15 protein-coding genes are annotated in these 16,543 nt (G+C 71.4%); 10 read left to right on the top strand and 5 right to left on the bottom strand.

Annotated features, from left to right (window positions below; translation table 11 throughout):
• Position 1: 1 nt before the first annotated feature.
• Positions 2 to 1,453 (top strand): NAD(P)H-quinone dehydrogenase, encoded by a 1,452-nt coding sequence (locus F6J84_RS11490; RefSeq protein ID WP_150891927.1) that lies wholly within the window; start codon positions 2 to 4, stop codon positions 1,451 to 1,453.
• A 49-nt stretch (positions 1,454 to 1,502) separates the two neighbouring features.
• Here F6J84_RS11490 and F6J84_RS11485 read toward each other — a convergent pair whose 3' ends face one another.
• On the bottom strand, positions 1,503 to 3,269 hold the full coding sequence (locus F6J84_RS11485) for an acetyl/propionyl/methylcrotonyl-CoA carboxylase subunit alpha (protein ID WP_150973881.1): 1,767 nt from the start codon (positions 3,267 to 3,269) through the stop codon (positions 1,503 to 1,505).
• A gap of 78 nt (positions 3,270 to 3,347) precedes the next feature.
• The gene (locus F6J84_RS11480) at positions 3,348 to 3,995 is read right to left on the bottom strand and encodes a Maf family protein (protein WP_150973879.1); all 648 of its coding nucleotides are present in this window, start codon (positions 3,993 to 3,995) and stop codon (positions 3,348 to 3,350) included.
• Positions 3,996 to 4,064: 69 nt separating this feature from the next.
• On the opposite strand from F6J84_RS11480, the gene F6J84_RS11475 reads away from it, so the two are divergent.
• From F6J84_RS11475 to F6J84_RS11460, 4 genes are read left to right on the top strand one after another with little or no spacing between them, the layout of a single operon-like run.
• Positions 4,065 to 5,348, top strand: coding sequence for a class I SAM-dependent RNA methyltransferase (locus tag F6J84_RS11475; RefSeq protein WP_150973877.1), 1,284 nt, complete (start codon positions 4,065 to 4,067; stop codon positions 5,346 to 5,348).
• A 23-nt stretch (positions 5,349 to 5,371) separates the two neighbouring features.
• Entirely contained in the window at positions 5,372 to 6,049 is a 678-nt protein-coding gene (locus F6J84_RS11470) for a response regulator transcription factor (protein WP_150973875.1), read from the top strand.
• A complete protein-coding gene (locus F6J84_RS11465; RefSeq protein ID WP_150973873.1) occupies positions 6,046 to 7,260 on the top strand; it encodes a sensor histidine kinase in 1,215 nt (404 codons plus the stop codon). Before F6J84_RS11470 ends, F6J84_RS11465 begins: the two co-directional genes overlap by 4 nt.
• The gene (locus tag F6J84_RS11460; RefSeq protein WP_150973871.1) at positions 7,257 to 8,303 is read left to right on the top strand and encodes a hypothetical protein; all 1,047 of its coding nucleotides are present in this window, start codon (positions 7,257 to 7,259) and stop codon (positions 8,301 to 8,303) included. Before F6J84_RS11465 ends, F6J84_RS11460 begins: the two co-directional genes overlap by 4 nt.
• 294 nt (positions 8,304 to 8,597) lie before the next feature.
• Here F6J84_RS11460 and F6J84_RS11455 read toward each other — a convergent pair whose 3' ends face one another.
• The 3 genes from F6J84_RS11455 to F6J84_RS11445 all read right to left on the bottom strand — a co-directional run bounded on the left by F6J84_RS11455 (position 8,598) and on the right by F6J84_RS11445 (position 11,462).
• Positions 8,598 to 8,822, bottom strand: coding sequence for an acyl-CoA carboxylase epsilon subunit (locus F6J84_RS11455; RefSeq protein WP_150973869.1), 225 nt, complete (start codon positions 8,820 to 8,822; stop codon positions 8,598 to 8,600).
• Entirely contained in the window at positions 8,819 to 10,408 is a 1,590-nt protein-coding gene (locus tag F6J84_RS11450) for an acyl-CoA carboxylase subunit beta (protein WP_238702473.1), read from the bottom strand. Before F6J84_RS11450 ends, F6J84_RS11455 begins: the two co-directional genes overlap by 4 nt.
• 217 nt (positions 10,409 to 10,625) lie before the next feature.
• The gene (locus tag F6J84_RS11445) at positions 10,626 to 11,462 is read right to left on the bottom strand and encodes an endonuclease domain-containing protein (protein ID WP_150973866.1); all 837 of its coding nucleotides are present in this window, start codon (positions 11,460 to 11,462) and stop codon (positions 10,626 to 10,628) included.
• Between the two features lie 329 nt (positions 11,463 to 11,791).
• On the opposite strand from F6J84_RS11445, the gene F6J84_RS11440 reads away from it, so the two are divergent.
• The 5 genes from F6J84_RS11440 to F6J84_RS11420 all read left to right on the top strand — a co-directional run bounded on the left by F6J84_RS11440 (position 11,792) and on the right by F6J84_RS11420 (position 16,512).
• Positions 11,792 to 12,583 (top strand): biotin--[acetyl-CoA-carboxylase] ligase, encoded by a 792-nt coding sequence (locus F6J84_RS11440; protein WP_150973864.1) that lies wholly within the window; start codon positions 11,792 to 11,794, stop codon positions 12,581 to 12,583.
• An 82-nt stretch (positions 12,584 to 12,665) separates the two neighbouring features.
• The gene (locus F6J84_RS11435) at positions 12,666 to 13,235 is read left to right on the top strand and encodes a PH domain-containing protein (RefSeq protein WP_150973862.1); all 570 of its coding nucleotides are present in this window, start codon (positions 12,666 to 12,668) and stop codon (positions 13,233 to 13,235) included.
• Between the two features lie 43 nt (positions 13,236 to 13,278).
• Positions 13,279 to 14,439, top strand: coding sequence for a 5-(carboxyamino)imidazole ribonucleotide synthase (locus F6J84_RS11430; protein ID WP_150973860.1), 1,161 nt, complete (start codon positions 13,279 to 13,281; stop codon positions 14,437 to 14,439).
• A gap of 130 nt (positions 14,440 to 14,569) precedes the next feature.
• Complete coding sequence (gene purE / locus F6J84_RS11425; RefSeq protein WP_150974795.1) at positions 14,570 to 15,037, top strand: 5-(carboxyamino)imidazole ribonucleotide mutase; 468 nt, start codon at positions 14,570 to 14,572, stop codon at positions 15,035 to 15,037.
• Positions 15,034 to 16,512: an LCP family protein gene (locus F6J84_RS11420; protein ID WP_150973858.1), complete on the top strand. Its 1,479-nt coding sequence runs from the start codon at positions 15,034 to 15,036 to the stop codon at positions 16,510 to 16,512. Before purE ends, F6J84_RS11420 begins: the two co-directional genes overlap by 4 nt.
• Positions 16,513 to 16,543: the final 31 nt, after the last annotated feature.

Below are 16,543 nucleotides of genomic sequence, written 5' to 3'. Positions count from 1 at the left end.
AATGTCCATGAGCTTCGAGAGTGCCCAGAGCGTCGCGATCATCGGCGGAGGGCCCGGCGGGTACGAGGCGGCGCTCGCCGCCGCGCAGCTGGGCGCCGAGGTGACCCTCGTCGAGCGTGCCGGTGTCGGCGGGTCCGCGGTGATGACCGATGTCGTGCCGTCGAAGACGCTCATCGCGACCGCGGACGCCGCTGTGGCGATCGCCGGTGCGGGGGACCTGGGGGTGCAGCTGTTCGCGAAGGGGGCGGACGGCAAGCCGCTGAAGCCCCAGATCGCGATCAACCTGGCGGCGGTGAACCGGCGACTGCTGGCCCTGGCCCGTCAGCAGTCCGACGACATGCGCGCGTCCCTGGTGGAGGCCGGCGTGCGACTGATCTCCGGCCACGGCCGCCTCGAGGGCCCCGGCGCCGTCGTGGTCTCCACCGGCCCCGGTGGGACGGACTTCGACCGCGTCGAGGCCGACACGCTCGTCGTCTCCGTCGGCGCCTCGCCGCGCCAGCTGCCGAGCGCCAAGCCGGACGGGGAGCGCATCCTCACCTGGACGCAGCTCTACGACATGAAAACCCTCCCGGAGCACCTCATCGTGGTGGGATCCGGCGTCACCGGAGCCGAGTTCGCCTCCGCGTACATGAACCTGGGCGCCAAGGTGACCCTCGTCTCCAGTCGTGACCAGGTCCTTCCGGGCGAGGATGCGGATGCGGCGGCGGTACTGGAGAAGGTGTTCCGCCGCGGCGGGATGACCCTCCTGTCCAAGGCCCGCGCGGACCGGGTGGAGAACACCGGTTCGGGCGTGCTGGTCACGCTCTCCGACGGCCGCACGATCGAGGGCAGCCACTGTCTGATGGCGGTCGGCTCCGTCCCCAACACCGCGGGGATCGGTCTCGAGGAGGCCGGTGTGGAGATGACCGAATCCGGCAACATCCGGGTCAACCGGGTCGCGCGCACCTCCGTGCCGAACATCTACGCGGCGGGGGACTGCACGAACTTCGTCCCGCTCGCCTCGGTCGCCTCCATGCAGGGTCGCACCGCGATCTTCCACGCCCTGGGTGATGTCGTCATCCCGTTGGAGGCGCGCCGGATCGCCGCGAACATCTTCACCGCGCCGGAGATCGCGACGGTGGGGTGGCAGGAGAAGGACATCGCGGCCGGTGCGGTCAACGGCGTGGTGCGGAAGCTCCCCCTCGCCGCCAATGCGCGCGCGAAGATGATGGGCATCAAGGACGGCTTCGTCAAGATCATCGCCCACCAGGGCAGCGGCACGGTGATGGGGGGCGTGATCGTGGGGCCGCGGGCCTCCGACATGATCTACCCGATCGCGATCGCCGTCGAGCGGCGACTGACGGTGGACCAGGTCTCCCGGGTGTTCACGGTGTACCCGTCGCTCTCCGGCAGCATCACCGACGCGATGCGTGCCATGCACGGGGTCGAGCGCGAGGCTGCCACCGGGAACTGAGCGGGACCGCCGCGCGGGGCGTGTCGTCCTCCGCGCGGCGCGATCCCCGCTAGGAGATCGTCAGCAGCTGGTGGCCGGCGGAGACGGTCGTTCCGGGCTCGCCGTTGATGGCTCCGATGACGCCGTCCTTGTGCGCCTGGATCGGCTGTTCCATCTTCATCGCCTCGAGGACGGCGACGAGGTCGCCCTTGACGACCTGCTGCCCGTCCTCGACGGAGATCTTCACGATCGTGGCCTGCATGGGCGCCTTGACCGCATCACCCGAGGCTCCCGAGGGCACCGAGGTCTGGTGCGAGCGCCGTGACGGGGGCACGACGGCCGGTCGGCCGGAGGACGCCGGCGGGGCAGCGATGCGATCGGGCAGGCTGACCTCCAGCCGCTTGCCACCGACCTCGACGACGACGGTGTGGCGGCTCTCCGCGGGTACCGGGTCGCCGAGCTCGCCGTCCCAGGGGGGCAGGTTTCCGGCGAACTCGGTCTCGATCCAGCGGGTGAAGACGCCGAAGGTGCCGTCCTCCGCGGTGAAGGCGGGGTCACGCACCACGGCACGGTGGAAGGGCAGCACGGTCGGGAGTCCGGCGACCTCGAACTCGTCGAGTGCACGCCGTGCACGTGCCAGCGCTTCGTCGCGGTCGCGACCGGTGACGATGATCTTCGCGAGCAGGGAGTCGAACGCGCCGGAGACCGAGTCGCCCGCGGTCACCCCGGAGTCGAGACGGATGCCGGGGCCGCCGAACGTCTTGAAGACGCTGATCGGGCCGGGCTGCGGCAGGAACCCGCGCCCCGGGTCCTCACCGTTGATGCGGAACTCGATCGAGTGCCCGGATGCGACCGGGTCGTCGTATCCGATCAGCTCGCCCTCCGCGATGCGGAACTGCTCGCCGACCAGGTCGATGCCGGTGACCTCCTCGGAGACCGGGTGCTCGACCTGCAGGCGGGTGTTGACCTCGAGGAAGGAGATGGTGCCGTCGGCGCCGATGAGGAACTCGCACGTGCCGGCGCCGATGTACCCCACTTCGCGCAGGATCGCCTTGGATGCCTCGTAGAGGGTGCGGTTCTGGTCCTCGGACAGGAAGGGCGCGGGGGCCTCTTCCACGAGCTTCTGGTGGCGGCGCTGCAGGGAGCAGTCGCGCGTGGAGACGACGACGACGTTGCCCGCGGCGTCCGCGAGGCACTGGGTCTCCACGTGGCGCGGCTTGTCGAGGTACTTCTCGACGAAGCACTCGCCGCGGCCGAAGGCGGTGATCGCCTCCCGCGTGGCCGACTCGAACATCTCCTCGATCTCGTCGAAGGTGCGTGCGACCTTCAGGCCACGGCCGCCGCCGCCGTAGGCGGCCTTGATCGCGATGGGCAGTCCGTGGATCTCGGCGAACGCGACGACCTCCTCGGGGCCCGCGACGGGACCCGGGGTTCCGGGGGCGAGCGGTGCGCCGACCTTCTCCGCCACGTGCCGGGCGGTCACCTTGTCTCCCAGCGCTTCGATCGCGTCGGGCGAGGGGCCGATCCAGACGAGACCGGCCGCGATGACGGCGCGCGCGAACTCCGCGTTCTCGGCGAGGAAACCGTAGCCCGGGTGCACCGCATCCGCACCGGAGCGGCGGGCGATGGAGAGGATCTTCTCGATCGAGAGGTAGCTGTCGGCGCTGGTGGCGCCGTCGAGCGAGTACGCCTCGTCGGCGAGGCGGGCGTGGAGGGCGTCGCGATCCTGGTCGGCATACACGGCCACGGAGGCCTTGCCGGAGTCGCGGGCGGCACGGATGATGCGGACGGCGATCTCGCCGCGGTTCGCGATGAGGACCTTGGCGATTCGAGGCATGGATGCCAGCCTAGCGAGCCCCGTGCGGGTGCTTTTGACCGAACGACACAAAGCCGCCGCGAAATCGTGGGTGGAATCCTACGAGCGGTTCCAGAGGCTCGGCCAGGCCACGTCGAGTTCGCCGCAGAGCCGCCGCAGCGTCGACAGCGACATCCCGACCACGGTGGAGGGGTCCCCGTCCACACGCGTGATGAACGGACCCCCCAGGCTGTCCACGGTGAACGCGCCGGCCACCAGGAGCGGTTCACCGGTGGCCACGTAGGCCTCGATCTCGGCGTCGGTCACATCGGCGGCGAAGGTCACCGCGGCCTGGGCTACCGCGTGGGCCTCGACGGGGTCGGTCCCGGGCGCCAGTCGCCAGACGCTGTGGCCGGAATGCAGGATGCCGGTGCGCCCCCGCATCCCGTGCCAGCGGGCGATCGCCGCCTCCGCGGTGTAGGGCTTGCCGAGGATCTCGCCGTCGAGCTCGAACATCGAATCGCCGCCGACGATGAGCCCGTCGAAGCCGGGTTCGTCGGCCGAGATGGCGGCGGCGACGGCCGCGGCCTTGCGGCGGGCGAGCAGCAGGACGTGCTCGTCGGGCGCCAGGGTCCTGCCCTCCGCGGCCTCCACTGCGGCGACGACCGCTTCCTCGTCGACGTCCGGCGACTGCGTCTCCGGCTCGACGCCCGCCTGCCGCAGCAGCATGAGTCGGGCGGGGGAGGTCGAGGCCAGCAGCATGCGCATGTCCCCACGCTAGCCCGGTCGGTCGGTCGGGCGGTCCCGGCCGGGTCCGTCGTGTGAAAGGCTCGAAGGATGGAAAACGGCGACGTCATCGAACTCGAGATCACCGATGTCGCACACGGCGGCGTGTTCGTCGGCAGGTACGGCGCTCCCGGCGAACGCGGCCGCGTCGTGTTCGTGCCGGACACGATCCCCGGCGAACGCGTGCGCGTGCAGCTCGTGGACACCCGCAAAGCGGCGTTCTGGCGGGGCGAGGTGCGAGAGGTGCTCGAGGCGTCGCCGCACCGGCGGCCGCACATCTGGGCCCAGGCGGACCTTTCCACCCCTGCGGACGAGCGGCCCGGAGGCGCCGACTTCGGGCACATCGAGCTCGCCCACCAGCGCGCTCTGAAGCTGCGGGTCGTCGAGGACGCCCTCGCCCGCATCGGCAAGCTCGACGTCCCTGCCACGATCGAGGCGCCGCTTCCGCTGCGTCGCGCGGACGGTTCGGTCGACGAGGAGAGCGAGGACGGTACCGGGTGGCGCACGCGGGTCAGCCTGCACGTCGACGACGCGGGGCGGATCGGCCCGTTCGGGGCGCGCAGCCACCGGGTCGTCCCGGTGACCGAGCTCCCGCTGGCCACCGCGGCGATCGCCGAGGCGGCAGCACGCCTCGACCACGGGCGCCCGGGGCGCATCGACCTGGTCCAGCCCGCGGACGGCCGCGTCCGTGTGCTTCCGCGCCCGGACGCGCGTCCGGCGCGACGCCATACTCCGGAGGTCGTCCGCGAGGTCGTCGGTTCGCGGGAGTTCCGTGTCGACGCGGGTGGTTTCTGGCAGGTGCACCGCCTCGCCGCGCACACCCTCACCGGCTTCGTCTCCGATGCGCTGCGCGACGTGCAGGCGGATGCGGACGGGTGGCACCTGGACCTCTACGGCGGAGTCGGCCTCCTGGCTGCGGCGATCGGCGACGTCGTCGGCGACGGCGTGCGTGTGACGACCGTCGAATCGGATGCGCGCGCGACCGAGCACGCCGGCGAGAACCTCGCCGGCTGGGTGGGCGCCCGCGCGGAGACCGCCCGGGTCGAGCGATGGGTCAGCGCCCTCGCCGCGGGAGCCGGAGCAGCAGAACGCGAACGACTGGCCCGCGGCGTCGTCGTGCTCGATCCGCCACGCGCGGGCGCCGGGCAGGCGACGGCGCGTGCGATCGTGGGGCTCGGGCCGAAGGCGATCGTCTACGTCGCCTGCGATCCGGTCGCGCTGGCACGTGATCTCGCGGTTTTCCGGGAGTCGGGTTACGCCGCGACCGCCGTGCGCGCCGTGGACCTGTTCCCCCATTCGCATCACATCGAGGCCGTCGTCGCGCTCACGCGGTGAGCGTGCGCCGGTAGCATGAGCGCATGACGCGTGTCGCTTTCGTCGACGACCACGAGTCGGTCCGACTCGGGGTGGAGGCGGCGTGTGCACGCACCGGGAACACCGAAGTGATCTTCTCCGGGTCGACGGTGACGGCGTACCTCGACTGGCGGCGCGGGGCGAACGCTGATCCGGCCGACGTGGTGGTCCTGGATCTCACGCTCGGCGACGGCACGACGGTCAGCGAGAACGTGTCGCGCCTGGTCGCGGAGGGGTCGGCCGTGATCATCTACAGCGTCGCCGACCGACCGGCCGCGGTCCGAGAAGCGCTCGTCGCCGGCGCGGCGGGAGTCATCAGCAAGTCCTCGCCCATCGAGGACGTCGTGGGCGCCATCGCCACCGTCGCCCGCGGCGAGGTGTTCAACACGGTCGAGTGGGCCAGCGCCATCGCCGGGGACCGGGCCTTCGCCGACGCGCAGCTGTCCACCCGCGAGCGCGAGGTGCTCAAGCTCTACGCGGCCGGGCTGCCGCTGAAGATCGTCGCGGACCGGCTCGGCATCGCGTTCTCCACCGCGAAGGAGAACATCACCCGCATCCGCGTCAAGTACGTGGAGGTGGGCCGTCCCGCGCCGACCAAGGTCGATCTGCTGCGGCGGGCCCTCGAGGACGGGTTGTTGTCTGAGTTCCCGGCCGGTGCGGACGGCGCCCGGCGGCAGCCGTGAGCCACCTGGCGGAACAGGCCGGAGGCCCCGGGATCGCGTCGTTCACCCGCGAGCGGGTGGAACGCGTCATGGCGGTGTCGGTCGCGATCGGCTTCCTCGCACTCGGCGCCCAGGCCTTCTTCGCGGCGCTCGGCTCGACGGACATGAACCCGGGCTGGGACATCGCCCTGCCACTGCTGGCCTTCGTACCCCTGCTGGTGATGGAGCTGTCGTTCTTCGTCGGGCGTGCGGTGAAGACCGGCGGCACCCTCTTCGTCGTCTGCTACATGCTCGTCCTCGTCCTCTGGCCGATCGCGACCGAGGGGTCGGACACCCCGGTCGCCTACCAACCCTGGACCTACTTCCTGGTGACGGTCGCGACCGTGGCCGCGGTGATCGTGATGCCCCGGCGCATCCACATCGTGCTCACGATCGCCATCCCGGTCCTGTACGGACTGGTCCGGATGGTGCAGCTCGGATTCGAGCCGGTGGCCTGGATCGCGGTGTCGCTCGACACCGTCTACTCGCTCATCCTCGGCGGAGTACTCGCGGTGCTCGCGTGGACCTTCCGCACGGCGGCCTCCACGATCGACGAGCGGCGTGAGCGGGCTGTGAGCTCTTACGCGCAGGCGGCGGCCGTCAGTGCCACCGAGCGCGAGCGCGTCGCCGTGGCCGCGCTCATGCACGACAGCGTGCTGGCGGCCCTGCTGGCCGCCGCGCGGGCCGAGAGCCCCCGGGAGCGCGACCTGGCCGTCTCCATGGCACGGGAGGCGCTCACGCGGCTGGCCAACACGGACCGCGACGTGGGAGAGGGGAGCGACGCACCCGTCACCGCGGACGCGATCGTCGCCGACATCCGCGCGCTCGTGCCGGCGCCCGGCGACGAGTCGATCCTGCGGGTGGACCTGCATCCGGACACGCCCGCCGTCCCCGGACGCGTGGCCCGTGCGCTCGTCCTCGCGACGGCACAGGCGGTCTCCAACGCCGTCGAGCACGCGGACGCCGCGGGACTGCAGGTGTCGGTCGACGGACGGCCCGCGCCGCACGGCGTCGCCATCCGCGTGCGGGACGCCGGCCCCGGATTCGACATCGACACCGTTCCGGACGACCGGCTCGGCATCCGCGCGTCGATCCTGGCCCGGGTCAGCGCATTCGGCGGCGAGGCCTCGGTGGACTCCGACGACTCCGGGACCCGGGTCACGATGATCTGGCGGCAGGGGGCGACGCAATGATCAGCATCCGCTTCGTGACGACGTTCCTGGGATTCGCGTTCACCGCCTTCCTCGTCGCCCGGGCCTCGTGGGTGACCGGCCCCGTGGAGGTCCCCGCGCTGCTGTGGGGGTCGATGATCCTCTATCTCCTGACGGCGTGGCTCTGCATCTTCTGGGGGATGCCGACCGGGCTGAAGGCACGGAGCAGCAGCGTGACGGTCGCGCGCGGGTCCGACCGGCTGCCGATGTGGGCGTGTCTCTTCGCCCTCGCGGTGTCGATGGTGCTCCCGCCCATGGTCACCATCGGGGTCGGGCCGGACGGGCTCACCGAGCAGTACGCGACCTGGTACATCGGTGGGCTCGGCGCGCTGATGACCATCCTCGTGATCCGGCGTCGTCCGTGGCCGGCGTGGAGCGGTACGGCGGTCCTGGCGGGGTGGTCGATGTTCCTGCTCGGGCCGCTGCCTGCCCTCGGCCTCGGCCTCGTCGGGTCGATCGTCTGGGTGACGGGCGCACAGTTCTTCACCAACGCCCTCGACGCCGCCGCCCGCGACACCGAACGGCTGGGCGACCTCCAGCGCACGGCGTCGGCGGTGCAGGCGGCCCAGGGCGGTCAGCAGCGCGAGCGCCGCATCCAGGTGCAGCGGGCGCTGGCGGTGGCGGGCCCTGTGCTGGCGCGCACCATCGCCAGCGGGGGCAGGCTGACCGAGGAGGAACGCACCGAGGCACGCATCGCGGAGGGGCGGCTGCGGGACGAACTCCGCGGGCCGCGTCTGCTGGATGCCGACGTCCGCGCGGCGCTCGATGCGGCACGTCGCCGCGGTGCGCTGGTCACCGTGCTGGACGAGGGCGGACTGGACGAGCTCGAGGAGTCCCAGCTGCACGAGATCCGCGTCCAGCTCGCCGAGACGCTGCGCAGTGCCCGGTCGGAGCGGCTCTACATCCGGACGTCATCGGACGACCGCGTCGCGGTGACGGTCGTCGGGCGGGCCTCGTCGACCCTCGGCCTGTCGGACGAGGACAGCGTCGACCTGTGGCGAGAGATAGAGCACCCCGGGCGCTGAGCGCGGATCCTCCGGGGCACCGGTGCGGCGGCGGAGCGCGCGGTTCCCGCCGCTGAGCGCGCCGCTGCGCAGGGTCCGAACGCGTCCGGAGAAGAGAGGGAGCGGGAGGCGGCGATACGCACGCCCCCCGCCCCAGGCAGACAGTTACCCGAAAACCGTCTGCGGGATCGTTCGCGGCCGGAAGCGTGGCTTCTGGCGGAACGACCGAACGCATGAATGCGTTCCAGCTCCTCAAGTATCCGTGCCGGGTGCAAACTCCGTCTGTAGGTACTTTGGGGGACACTTTCGGCGGGCTCAGCCGCCGAACCGGCCCCAGCCGATGTCGCGACGCAGGGGAGTGCGCATTCCGCGCCGGGAGAGCTCCCACGCGGACCGGCGATTCTCCTCGGCGCGGGCCTCCTCGGACTCCTGGGTGTACCCCGCGCTGACCACCGCGACGACGGCAGCGAGCTCGTCCGGGGAGGGGTTGCCCCGGCGCACCTCGACCCGCAGGCGCGTGTCTTCCGCGTCGCCGGTCACAGCGGGATGTTCCCGTGCTTCTTCGGCGGGAGGCTGGCGCGCTTCCCGCGCAGCGAGCGCAAGGCCTTGGCGATGGCCACGCGCGTCTGCGCCGGCTCGATGATGCCGTCGAGCTCGCCGCGCTCGGCGGCGAGGAACGGCGACGCGACGTTGTAGGTGTATTCGTTCGCGAGCTTCGTCCGCACGGCGGCGACGTCCTCGCCCGCCTGCTCGGCGCGCTTCAGCTCGCCGCGGTACAGGATGTTGACCGCGCCCTGTCCGCCCATCACGGCGATCTCGGCCGTGGGCCAGGCCAGGTTGACGTCCGCACCGAGCTGCTTGGAGCCCATCACGATGTAGGCGCCGCCGTAGGCCTTCCGCAGGATCACGGTCACCAGGGGAACGGTCGCCTCGGCGTAGGCGTAGAGGAGCTTGGCGCCGCGGCGGATCACGCCCGTCCACTCCTGGTCGGTGCCGGGAAGGTAGCCGGGGACGTCCACCAGGGTGACGATCGGGATGGAGAACGCGTCGCAGAACCGGACGAAGCGGCTGGCCTTCTCGCCGGCCTCGATGTTCAGTGTGCCCGCCATCTGCGAAGGCTGGTTCGCGATGATGCCGACCGAGCGGCCCTCCACGCGACCGAACCCGATCACGATGTTCGGCGCGAACAGGGGCTGCACCTCGAGGAACTCGCCGGAATCGACGATGTGCTCGATGACCTGGTGGATGTCGTACGGCTGGTTGGGCGAGTCGGGGATGACGGTGTTGAGGAACCGGTCCGCATCCGTCGTCTCGAACTCGAAGGCGCTCTCGTAGGCCGGGATCTCGGCCATGTTGTTGTCGGGGAGGAAGCCGAGCATCGTCCGCACGTAGTCGATCGCGTCATCCTCGTCCTCGGCGAGGTAGTGCGCCACGCCGGACCGGGTGTTGTGCGTGTAGGCGCCGCCGAGCTCCTCCATCCCGACGTCCTCGCCCGTGACGGTCTTGATCACGTCGGGGCCGGTGACGAACATCTGGCTGGTCTTGTCGACCATGACGACGAAGTCGGTGAGCGCGGGGGAGTACACCGCTCCGCCGGCGGCCGGACCCATGATGATGGAGATCTGCGGGATCACCCCGGATGCCTGCGTGTTCAGCCGGAAGATCTCGCCGTATTTGCCGAGGGCGACGACGCCCTCCTGGATGCGGGCGCCACCGGAGTCGAGGATGCCGATGCAGGGTATGCCGCCGCGGAGCGCGAACTCCATGATCTTGATGATCTTGTCGCCGGCGACCTCGCCCAGCGAGCCGCCGAAGGTGGAGAAGTCCTGCGAGTACACCGCGACGGTCCGGCCGTGGATGGTGCCGGTGCCGGTGACGACGGAGTCGCCGTAGGGACGTGACTTGTCCATGCCGAAGGCGGTCGTGCGGTGGCGCACGTACTCGTCCATCTCGACGAAGCTGCCGTGGTCCACGAGCAGCTCGATGCGCTCGCGGGCGGTGAGCTTGTGCTTGGCGTGCTGCTTCTCCTGGGCGATCCGCTCCGCGTCGAGCACCGCCTCCTGGTATCGCAGGCGCAGGTCGGCGATCTTGCCGGCCGTGGTCGAGATGTCAGGGGTGTCCGTCACGCGTTCCACCCTATCGGCGGGCCCGGCCTCGACCTTGGAGGGTCTGGACAGCGGTTCGCCGCATCCGCTGTGTGCGATCGCTCGTGCGAGCGCCCGGGGCGCGTCCCCGTCGTTCCTGCCTACGGTGCGTCCGTCCCCCCGGTCCGGCGGAGGGCATTCCCTCCGGCCGAGGGCAACGGTGACCGGCCGGTCCTCATCCCGGCGGAAAGCCCTCGTCTCACGGGAGCCGGGGCGGGTGGTGCAGCCCCTGCGCCACGGCGGCCAGGATCTCGCGCTCCACCCGCGGCCAGTCGTTGACGACCTCGTGGTAGTCGAAACGGAGCACGGTGTAGCCGCTCAGCCGCAGCCGTCGATCGTGCGCGATGTCCCGGCGGCGGTCGGACGCGCGATGGTGGGCGAACCCGTCGAACTGCAGCACGAGGCGGGTGCCGATCAGCCCGTCGACGCGGTGCCCGAGGATCCGCACCTGCTGCCGCATCCGCACGCCGGCTCGCGCGAGGCGGACGAGGCCGAGCGTCTCCAACCCGGAATCCGACAGATCGCCCACATCCGCGGCGAGGCGCCGGGCGTGGGGACCGCGCCACGGCACCGCCATGAGGTGCTCCCGGCTGACGAGGCCGATGCGAACGGCGGACTCCCACACGGCCAGCGCGTCTTCGTACCCGAGACAGTCCGCCACGGCGGCGAGTGCGTTCTCGAGACGGTCGATGAGGGAACGGGGATGGGGCGCCACCGTCTCCAACGACCGGTGCACGCGCGTCCCCTCGCAGCGACCGCTCGAGTGCGGCGGCAGCCGCACGTGCCCGGTGTCGTCGTGTCCGGGCCGCCAGACGCCCTGCAGACCCGTGGCCGTGACGCACGTGACACGCGCGCCGGCGGCCGCCGCGCTGCGGATGATCGCTGGCGCCTCCGGGGACACGATCCACTGCCGACGCAGGAGCGTGCACCCCTCGTCCGCGGTGGCCGAACGGATCCGTTCGGCCGACCACCCGAGGTCCAGGAGATCGGCCCGATGCAGGAACCCGAGCGGATGGAGCCGGGATCGGATGCTCATGTCCTCAGCATCCGGGGCGAGCTGTCTCGCGCAGACGTCTCCACAGGCGCCCGGCGGGTGAGCGGGGGTGGGGAGGAGGAGACACCCGCTTTTCCCGGCCGGACATGGTGCACCCGGCGGAGGACGATCGCCCGATGCGAGGGCTTCCTGCCGGAGAACCCCCTCCTCCCGGCGGATCCTCCTCTTCCCGGAGGTGGGGCCCTCCGCCCGGAGGTGGGGCCCTCCGCCCCGGAGGTGTGGTCTTCCGTATCCGGCGGGGGACCGTGACCACGGGCGGCGTCCCTGTCAAGGGAGCGGAAGGGCGCCGGCCACGGCATAAGGTGGGCGGCATGTCGATCCCCGCCGAGGGCTTCCCGCTCGCCGCCGCCGTCAGTCCCCGTCTCCAGGTCGTCGAGACGACCGATTCGACCAACGCGGACGTGGTGGCCGCGGTGACCGAGGACGAGGCGGGATGGCCGCACCTGTCGGCTCTGGTCACGACCGATCAGCGGCACGGCCGCGGCCGCCTCGACCGCACCTGGGTGGCGCCTCCCGGCACCGCGCTGGCCGTATCGGTCGTCGTCCGCGTGCCCGGTCTCCCCGTCGAGGCGCGCGGTTGGATCCCCCTCATGGCGGGTGCGGCGATGACGCGCGCGGTCGCCGCGCAGCTGTCCGGATCGCACGGGGTGGGGCTGAAGTGGCCCAACGACGTCCTCGCCGGCGGCGGGAAGATCTGCGGCATCCTCGCGGAGGTCGTGCCGAACCATCCGGACACCGTCGTGGTCGGTGCGGGTGTGAACACGCGGATGCCGCAGACCGAACTCCCGGTGTCGACCGCATCCTCGTTCGAGGTCATGGGCCGGACGGCGGATGAGGACCGCCTGCTGGCCGATTTCCTCTCCGCTCTCGACGAGCAGGTGCAGGCGCTGATCGCAGCGCGCGGCGACGCGTCGGCCGCCGGCGTGAAGGGCGGGATCGAGCGCCTGTGCGCGACGCTCGGTTCCGACGTGACGGTCTCGCTCCCCGACGGCACGCAGCTGGTGGGACGGGCGGAGCGCATCGACGAGTCCGGGCGCCTGGTGGTCCGGTCCCAGGGCGCCGAGGTCCCGGTGTCCGCCGGCGACGTCACGCACGTGCGCTGAGACGACCCCGCCGGATCGGAACCGCGGCCCCCTCGGGCGTGTGCGACGAGCCGACCCCGCCCCGACCCCGCACAATGGGAGCATGACCATGCCGACCGGACTCGGGCTGTCGCGGCCCCAGACGCCCGCGCCCGGCGTGCCCACGCCCGAGATGCGGGTGGTGCGCACCCGCGGCCACGCGCGGCGGTTGTTCTGGTCCGCGCTCGTGCTGATCGCGGTGGCCGGGATCGTCGGCTACGGGGTCGGGAACCTCCCGGAACCCTTCGAGGACTGGATGCTGTTCGCCGCCGCGGGCGCGGTGGTCCTGCTGCTGGTCGTGCTGCCGTTCCTGGTCTGGTGGTCGCACACGTACACGATCACCACCCGCCGCGTCATCGAACGCTCCGGTCTCCTCCGCCGCCGTGCACGCGAGCTCAGCCACGTGCGCGGGTATTCGATCACCGAGCGCCGCGGGCTGCTGCAGCGGATGTGGGGCACCGGCTCGCTGTTCCTCGCGGACGGGATCGATCAGCCGCTCGTGCTCCGGAACATCCCGCAGGTGGCGCTGGTGCACGAGGTGCTCGTGGACCAGGTGGAGGTCAACCAGATCCTCGCGCACCGGGATGCGCAGCCCCTGCCGCCGGCGCCGCCGCTGCCGAACGCATCCGCCTGAGCGGCCTTCGCTCGGAGCGGAACGCACGCCCCGGTGGGGGACAATGGCGAAGACGAAAGGGAGTCGGATGACCATGCGTGTCGGTGTCGTGGGCGGGGGGCAGCTGGCCCGGATGATGATCGCCCCGGCGGTGGAGCTGGGTCTGGAGATCCGGGTCCTCGCCGAGCAGGAGGGGATGTCCGCATCCCTCGCCGCCACCCAGGTCGGCGACTACCTCGACCTCGAGACCGTGCGGGCGTTCGCCCGCGACGTCGACGTGCTGACCTTCGACCACGAGCACGTGCCGCAGCCCGTCCTGCGCGCCCTCGTCGAGGACGGCGTCGCCGTGCACCCGGGGCCGGACGCGTTGCAGTTCGCCCAGGACAAGCTCGTGATGCGGGCTCGTCTCGCGGAACTCGGGATGCCGCAGCCGGACTGGGCCGCGGTGGCGTCGGCCGATGAGCTCCAGGCTTTCCTCGACGACCACGGCGGGCGTGCGGTCGTGAAGACGCCGCGCGGCGGGTACGACGGGAAGGGCGTGCGGGTCGTCTCGGCGGCGACCGAGGCCGAGGACTGGTTCACGGCGCTCGCCGAGGACGCCCGCGGTGGCGCACTGCTGGCGGAGGAACTCGTGGACTTCACGCGCGAACTCGCGCAGCAGGTCGCCCGTCGTCCCTCCGGACAGATCGTGGCCTATCCCGTCGTCGAGACGGTCCAGCGTGACGGGGTCTGCGCCGAGGTCGTGGCTCCGGCACCGCGCGCGACCGGGCGCCTCGCCGCGGAGGCGGAGCGCATCGGCCTCACGATCGCCGAGGGGCTCGGTGTCACGGGGATGCTGGCGGTGGAGTTGTTCGAGACGGCCGACGAGCGTCTCCTCGTGAACGAGCTGGCGATGCGCCCGCACAACAGCGGGCACTGGACGCAGGACGGTGCCGTGACCGGGCAGTTCGAGCAGCACCTGCGGGCGGTCCTCGACCTCCCCCTCGGGGATGCCCGGCCGCGTGAGGCGTGGTCGGTGATGATCAACGTGCTGGGCGGACCGGCGGACGGGTCCCTCGAGGACCGGTTCGCCGCGGCGATGGCGGACCATCCCCGGGCGAAGATCCACACCTACGGCAAGGCGCCGCGCCCCGGACGCAAGGTCGGCCACGTCACCGTCGTGGGCGACGATCTCGACGACGTCGCCTACGAGGCGCGTGCGGCGGCGGCACACTTCGCGGACTGAGCGGGGGATCCGGCTCGTGCGGCGGGGATTCCGGAGCGCGCCGTTGCGGGAAACTCGCAGCGCCGGGCAATAGCCTGTTCGGGTGACCCGGCCACTGCACTCTTCCGACGCGCCCCTGGTCGGCGTCGTCATGGGATCCGACTCCGATTGGCGCGTGATGAGCGCGGCATCCGAGGCACTGACCGAGTTCGGGGTGCCGCACGAGGTCGAGGTCGTCTCGGCGCACCGGACGCCCGAGAAGCTGCACCGTTACGGCACCGAGGCGCGTGGGCGGGGCATCAAGGTCATCATCGCCGGGGCAGGGGGCGCTGCGCACCTGCCGGGCATGCTGGCCTCGGTCACCGCGCTCCCCGTGATCGGCGTACCCGTGCCGCTCGCCACCCTCGACGGGCTCGACTCCCTTCTCAGCATCGTGCAGATGCCCGCCGGCATCCCCGTCGCCACGGTCTCGATCGGGGGCGCCAAGAACGCCGGGCTCCTGGCCGCCCGCATCCTGGGCGTCGCGGATGCGGCCCTCGCCGATCGCGTCGAGGCCTACGCGCGTGAGCTGGAAGAAGTCGTCGAGGAGAAGAACCGGCGGCTGAAGGACTCCCTGTGAGCGTGGCGAGCGCGCCGAGGATCGGACGGGGGAGCGCGCCGCAGTCCCTCGTCAACCCGTACCCGATCCGTTATCCGGACAGCTCCTCGCGAGACGTGATGACCCGCCGGGCGTGGTGGCTCGTGGTGCTGAACCTGTTGATCCCGGGCTCCGCCCAGGCGCTCGCAGGCAACCGTCGGCTCGGCCGGGTGGGTCTCGGTGCGACGCTGTTCCTGTGGGTGTGCCTCGTGTTCATCGGCATCGTGACCCTCGCCTCGCCGGCGGTACTGGTCGGCCTCGCGACGGGAGCGTGGATCCCGGAGTGGCTCAGCGCGCTGCGCGGCATTCCGCTGCTCGTCGCGCAGGGACTGATGATGGCCTACGCCCTGCTGTGGGCCATCCTCACCGTCGACACCCTGCGGCTCGTGCGGTTCGTGAAGGTCAAGCCGTGGGCGCGACTGGCGACCGGTGTGCTCGCCGTCGGCGCGATGGTCCTGTCCACCGGAGGCGCCGTGTACGCGGCGGGCGTCGCGGGTTCGGCGCGGGAATCCCTCGGCGCGATCTTCACCCAGACGGGCCCGGCCATCGAACCGGTCGACGGGTACTACAACATCCTGCTCCTCGGTGCGGACAGCGGCGAAGGACGCGACTCCATGCGGTTCGACAGCATCTCGGTGGTGTCGGTCAACGCGGACAGCGGTGCGGTGACGATCTTCGGTATCCCGCGGGACATGCCCGGCTTCCCCTTCGCGCCCGGCCCCCTGCAGGACAAGTACCCGAACGGTCATGAGAGCCACACCAGCCCCACGTGCGGCTGGGGGAGCGGCATCAACCAGCTGCGCACCGAGGTCGAGGTGTGCGGTGACGGGAACGCGCTCTACCCGGATGCGGTGGAGAACGGGTCCGAACCCGGCATCGAGGCGACCAAGGACGCGGCGGAGGGCATCCTCGGCATCCAGATCCCGTACTACGCGTTCATCGACATGTACGGGTTCGCGGCGCTCATCGACGCCCTGGGCGGTGTGGACATCACGGTGAGCGAGCGGTTGCCCAAGGGCGGCGGACCGGCGTACGACGGACAGCCGGCCGAGGACTGGGCGATCGGATGGATCGAGGCGGGCGAGCAGCATATGGACGGCGACACCGCCCAGTGGTACGCCCGGTCGCGGTACACGACCAACGACTGGGATCGGATGACGCGCCAGCGGCAGTTGCAGGAGGCGATCCTCGCGCAGTTCACCCCGGCGAACGTGCTGACCCGTTTCCAGGAGGTCGCCGCGGCGGGCCAGCACCTCGTGCAGACCGATATCCCGCAGTCGATGCTCGGGTATTTCGTGGAACTCGCCATCAAGGCGAAGGAGCAGCCGATCACCACGATCGAGCTGACCCCGCTGAACGGCATCGACGACCGGGACCCGGACTACGCGTACATCCACGAGCTGGTGCAGCAGACGCTGTACCCGCCGCCTCCTGCGACGTCGGAACCCGCCGGCTGAGTCACGGATGCGGTGATGTGCGGCGCTCTTT

Source organism: Microbacterium caowuchunii, from assembly GCF_008727755.1.
Lineage (GTDB): Bacteria > Actinomycetota > Actinomycetes > Actinomycetales > Microbacteriaceae > Microbacterium > Microbacterium caowuchunii.
This window is presented reverse-complemented; position numbering and strand designations above follow the sequence as displayed.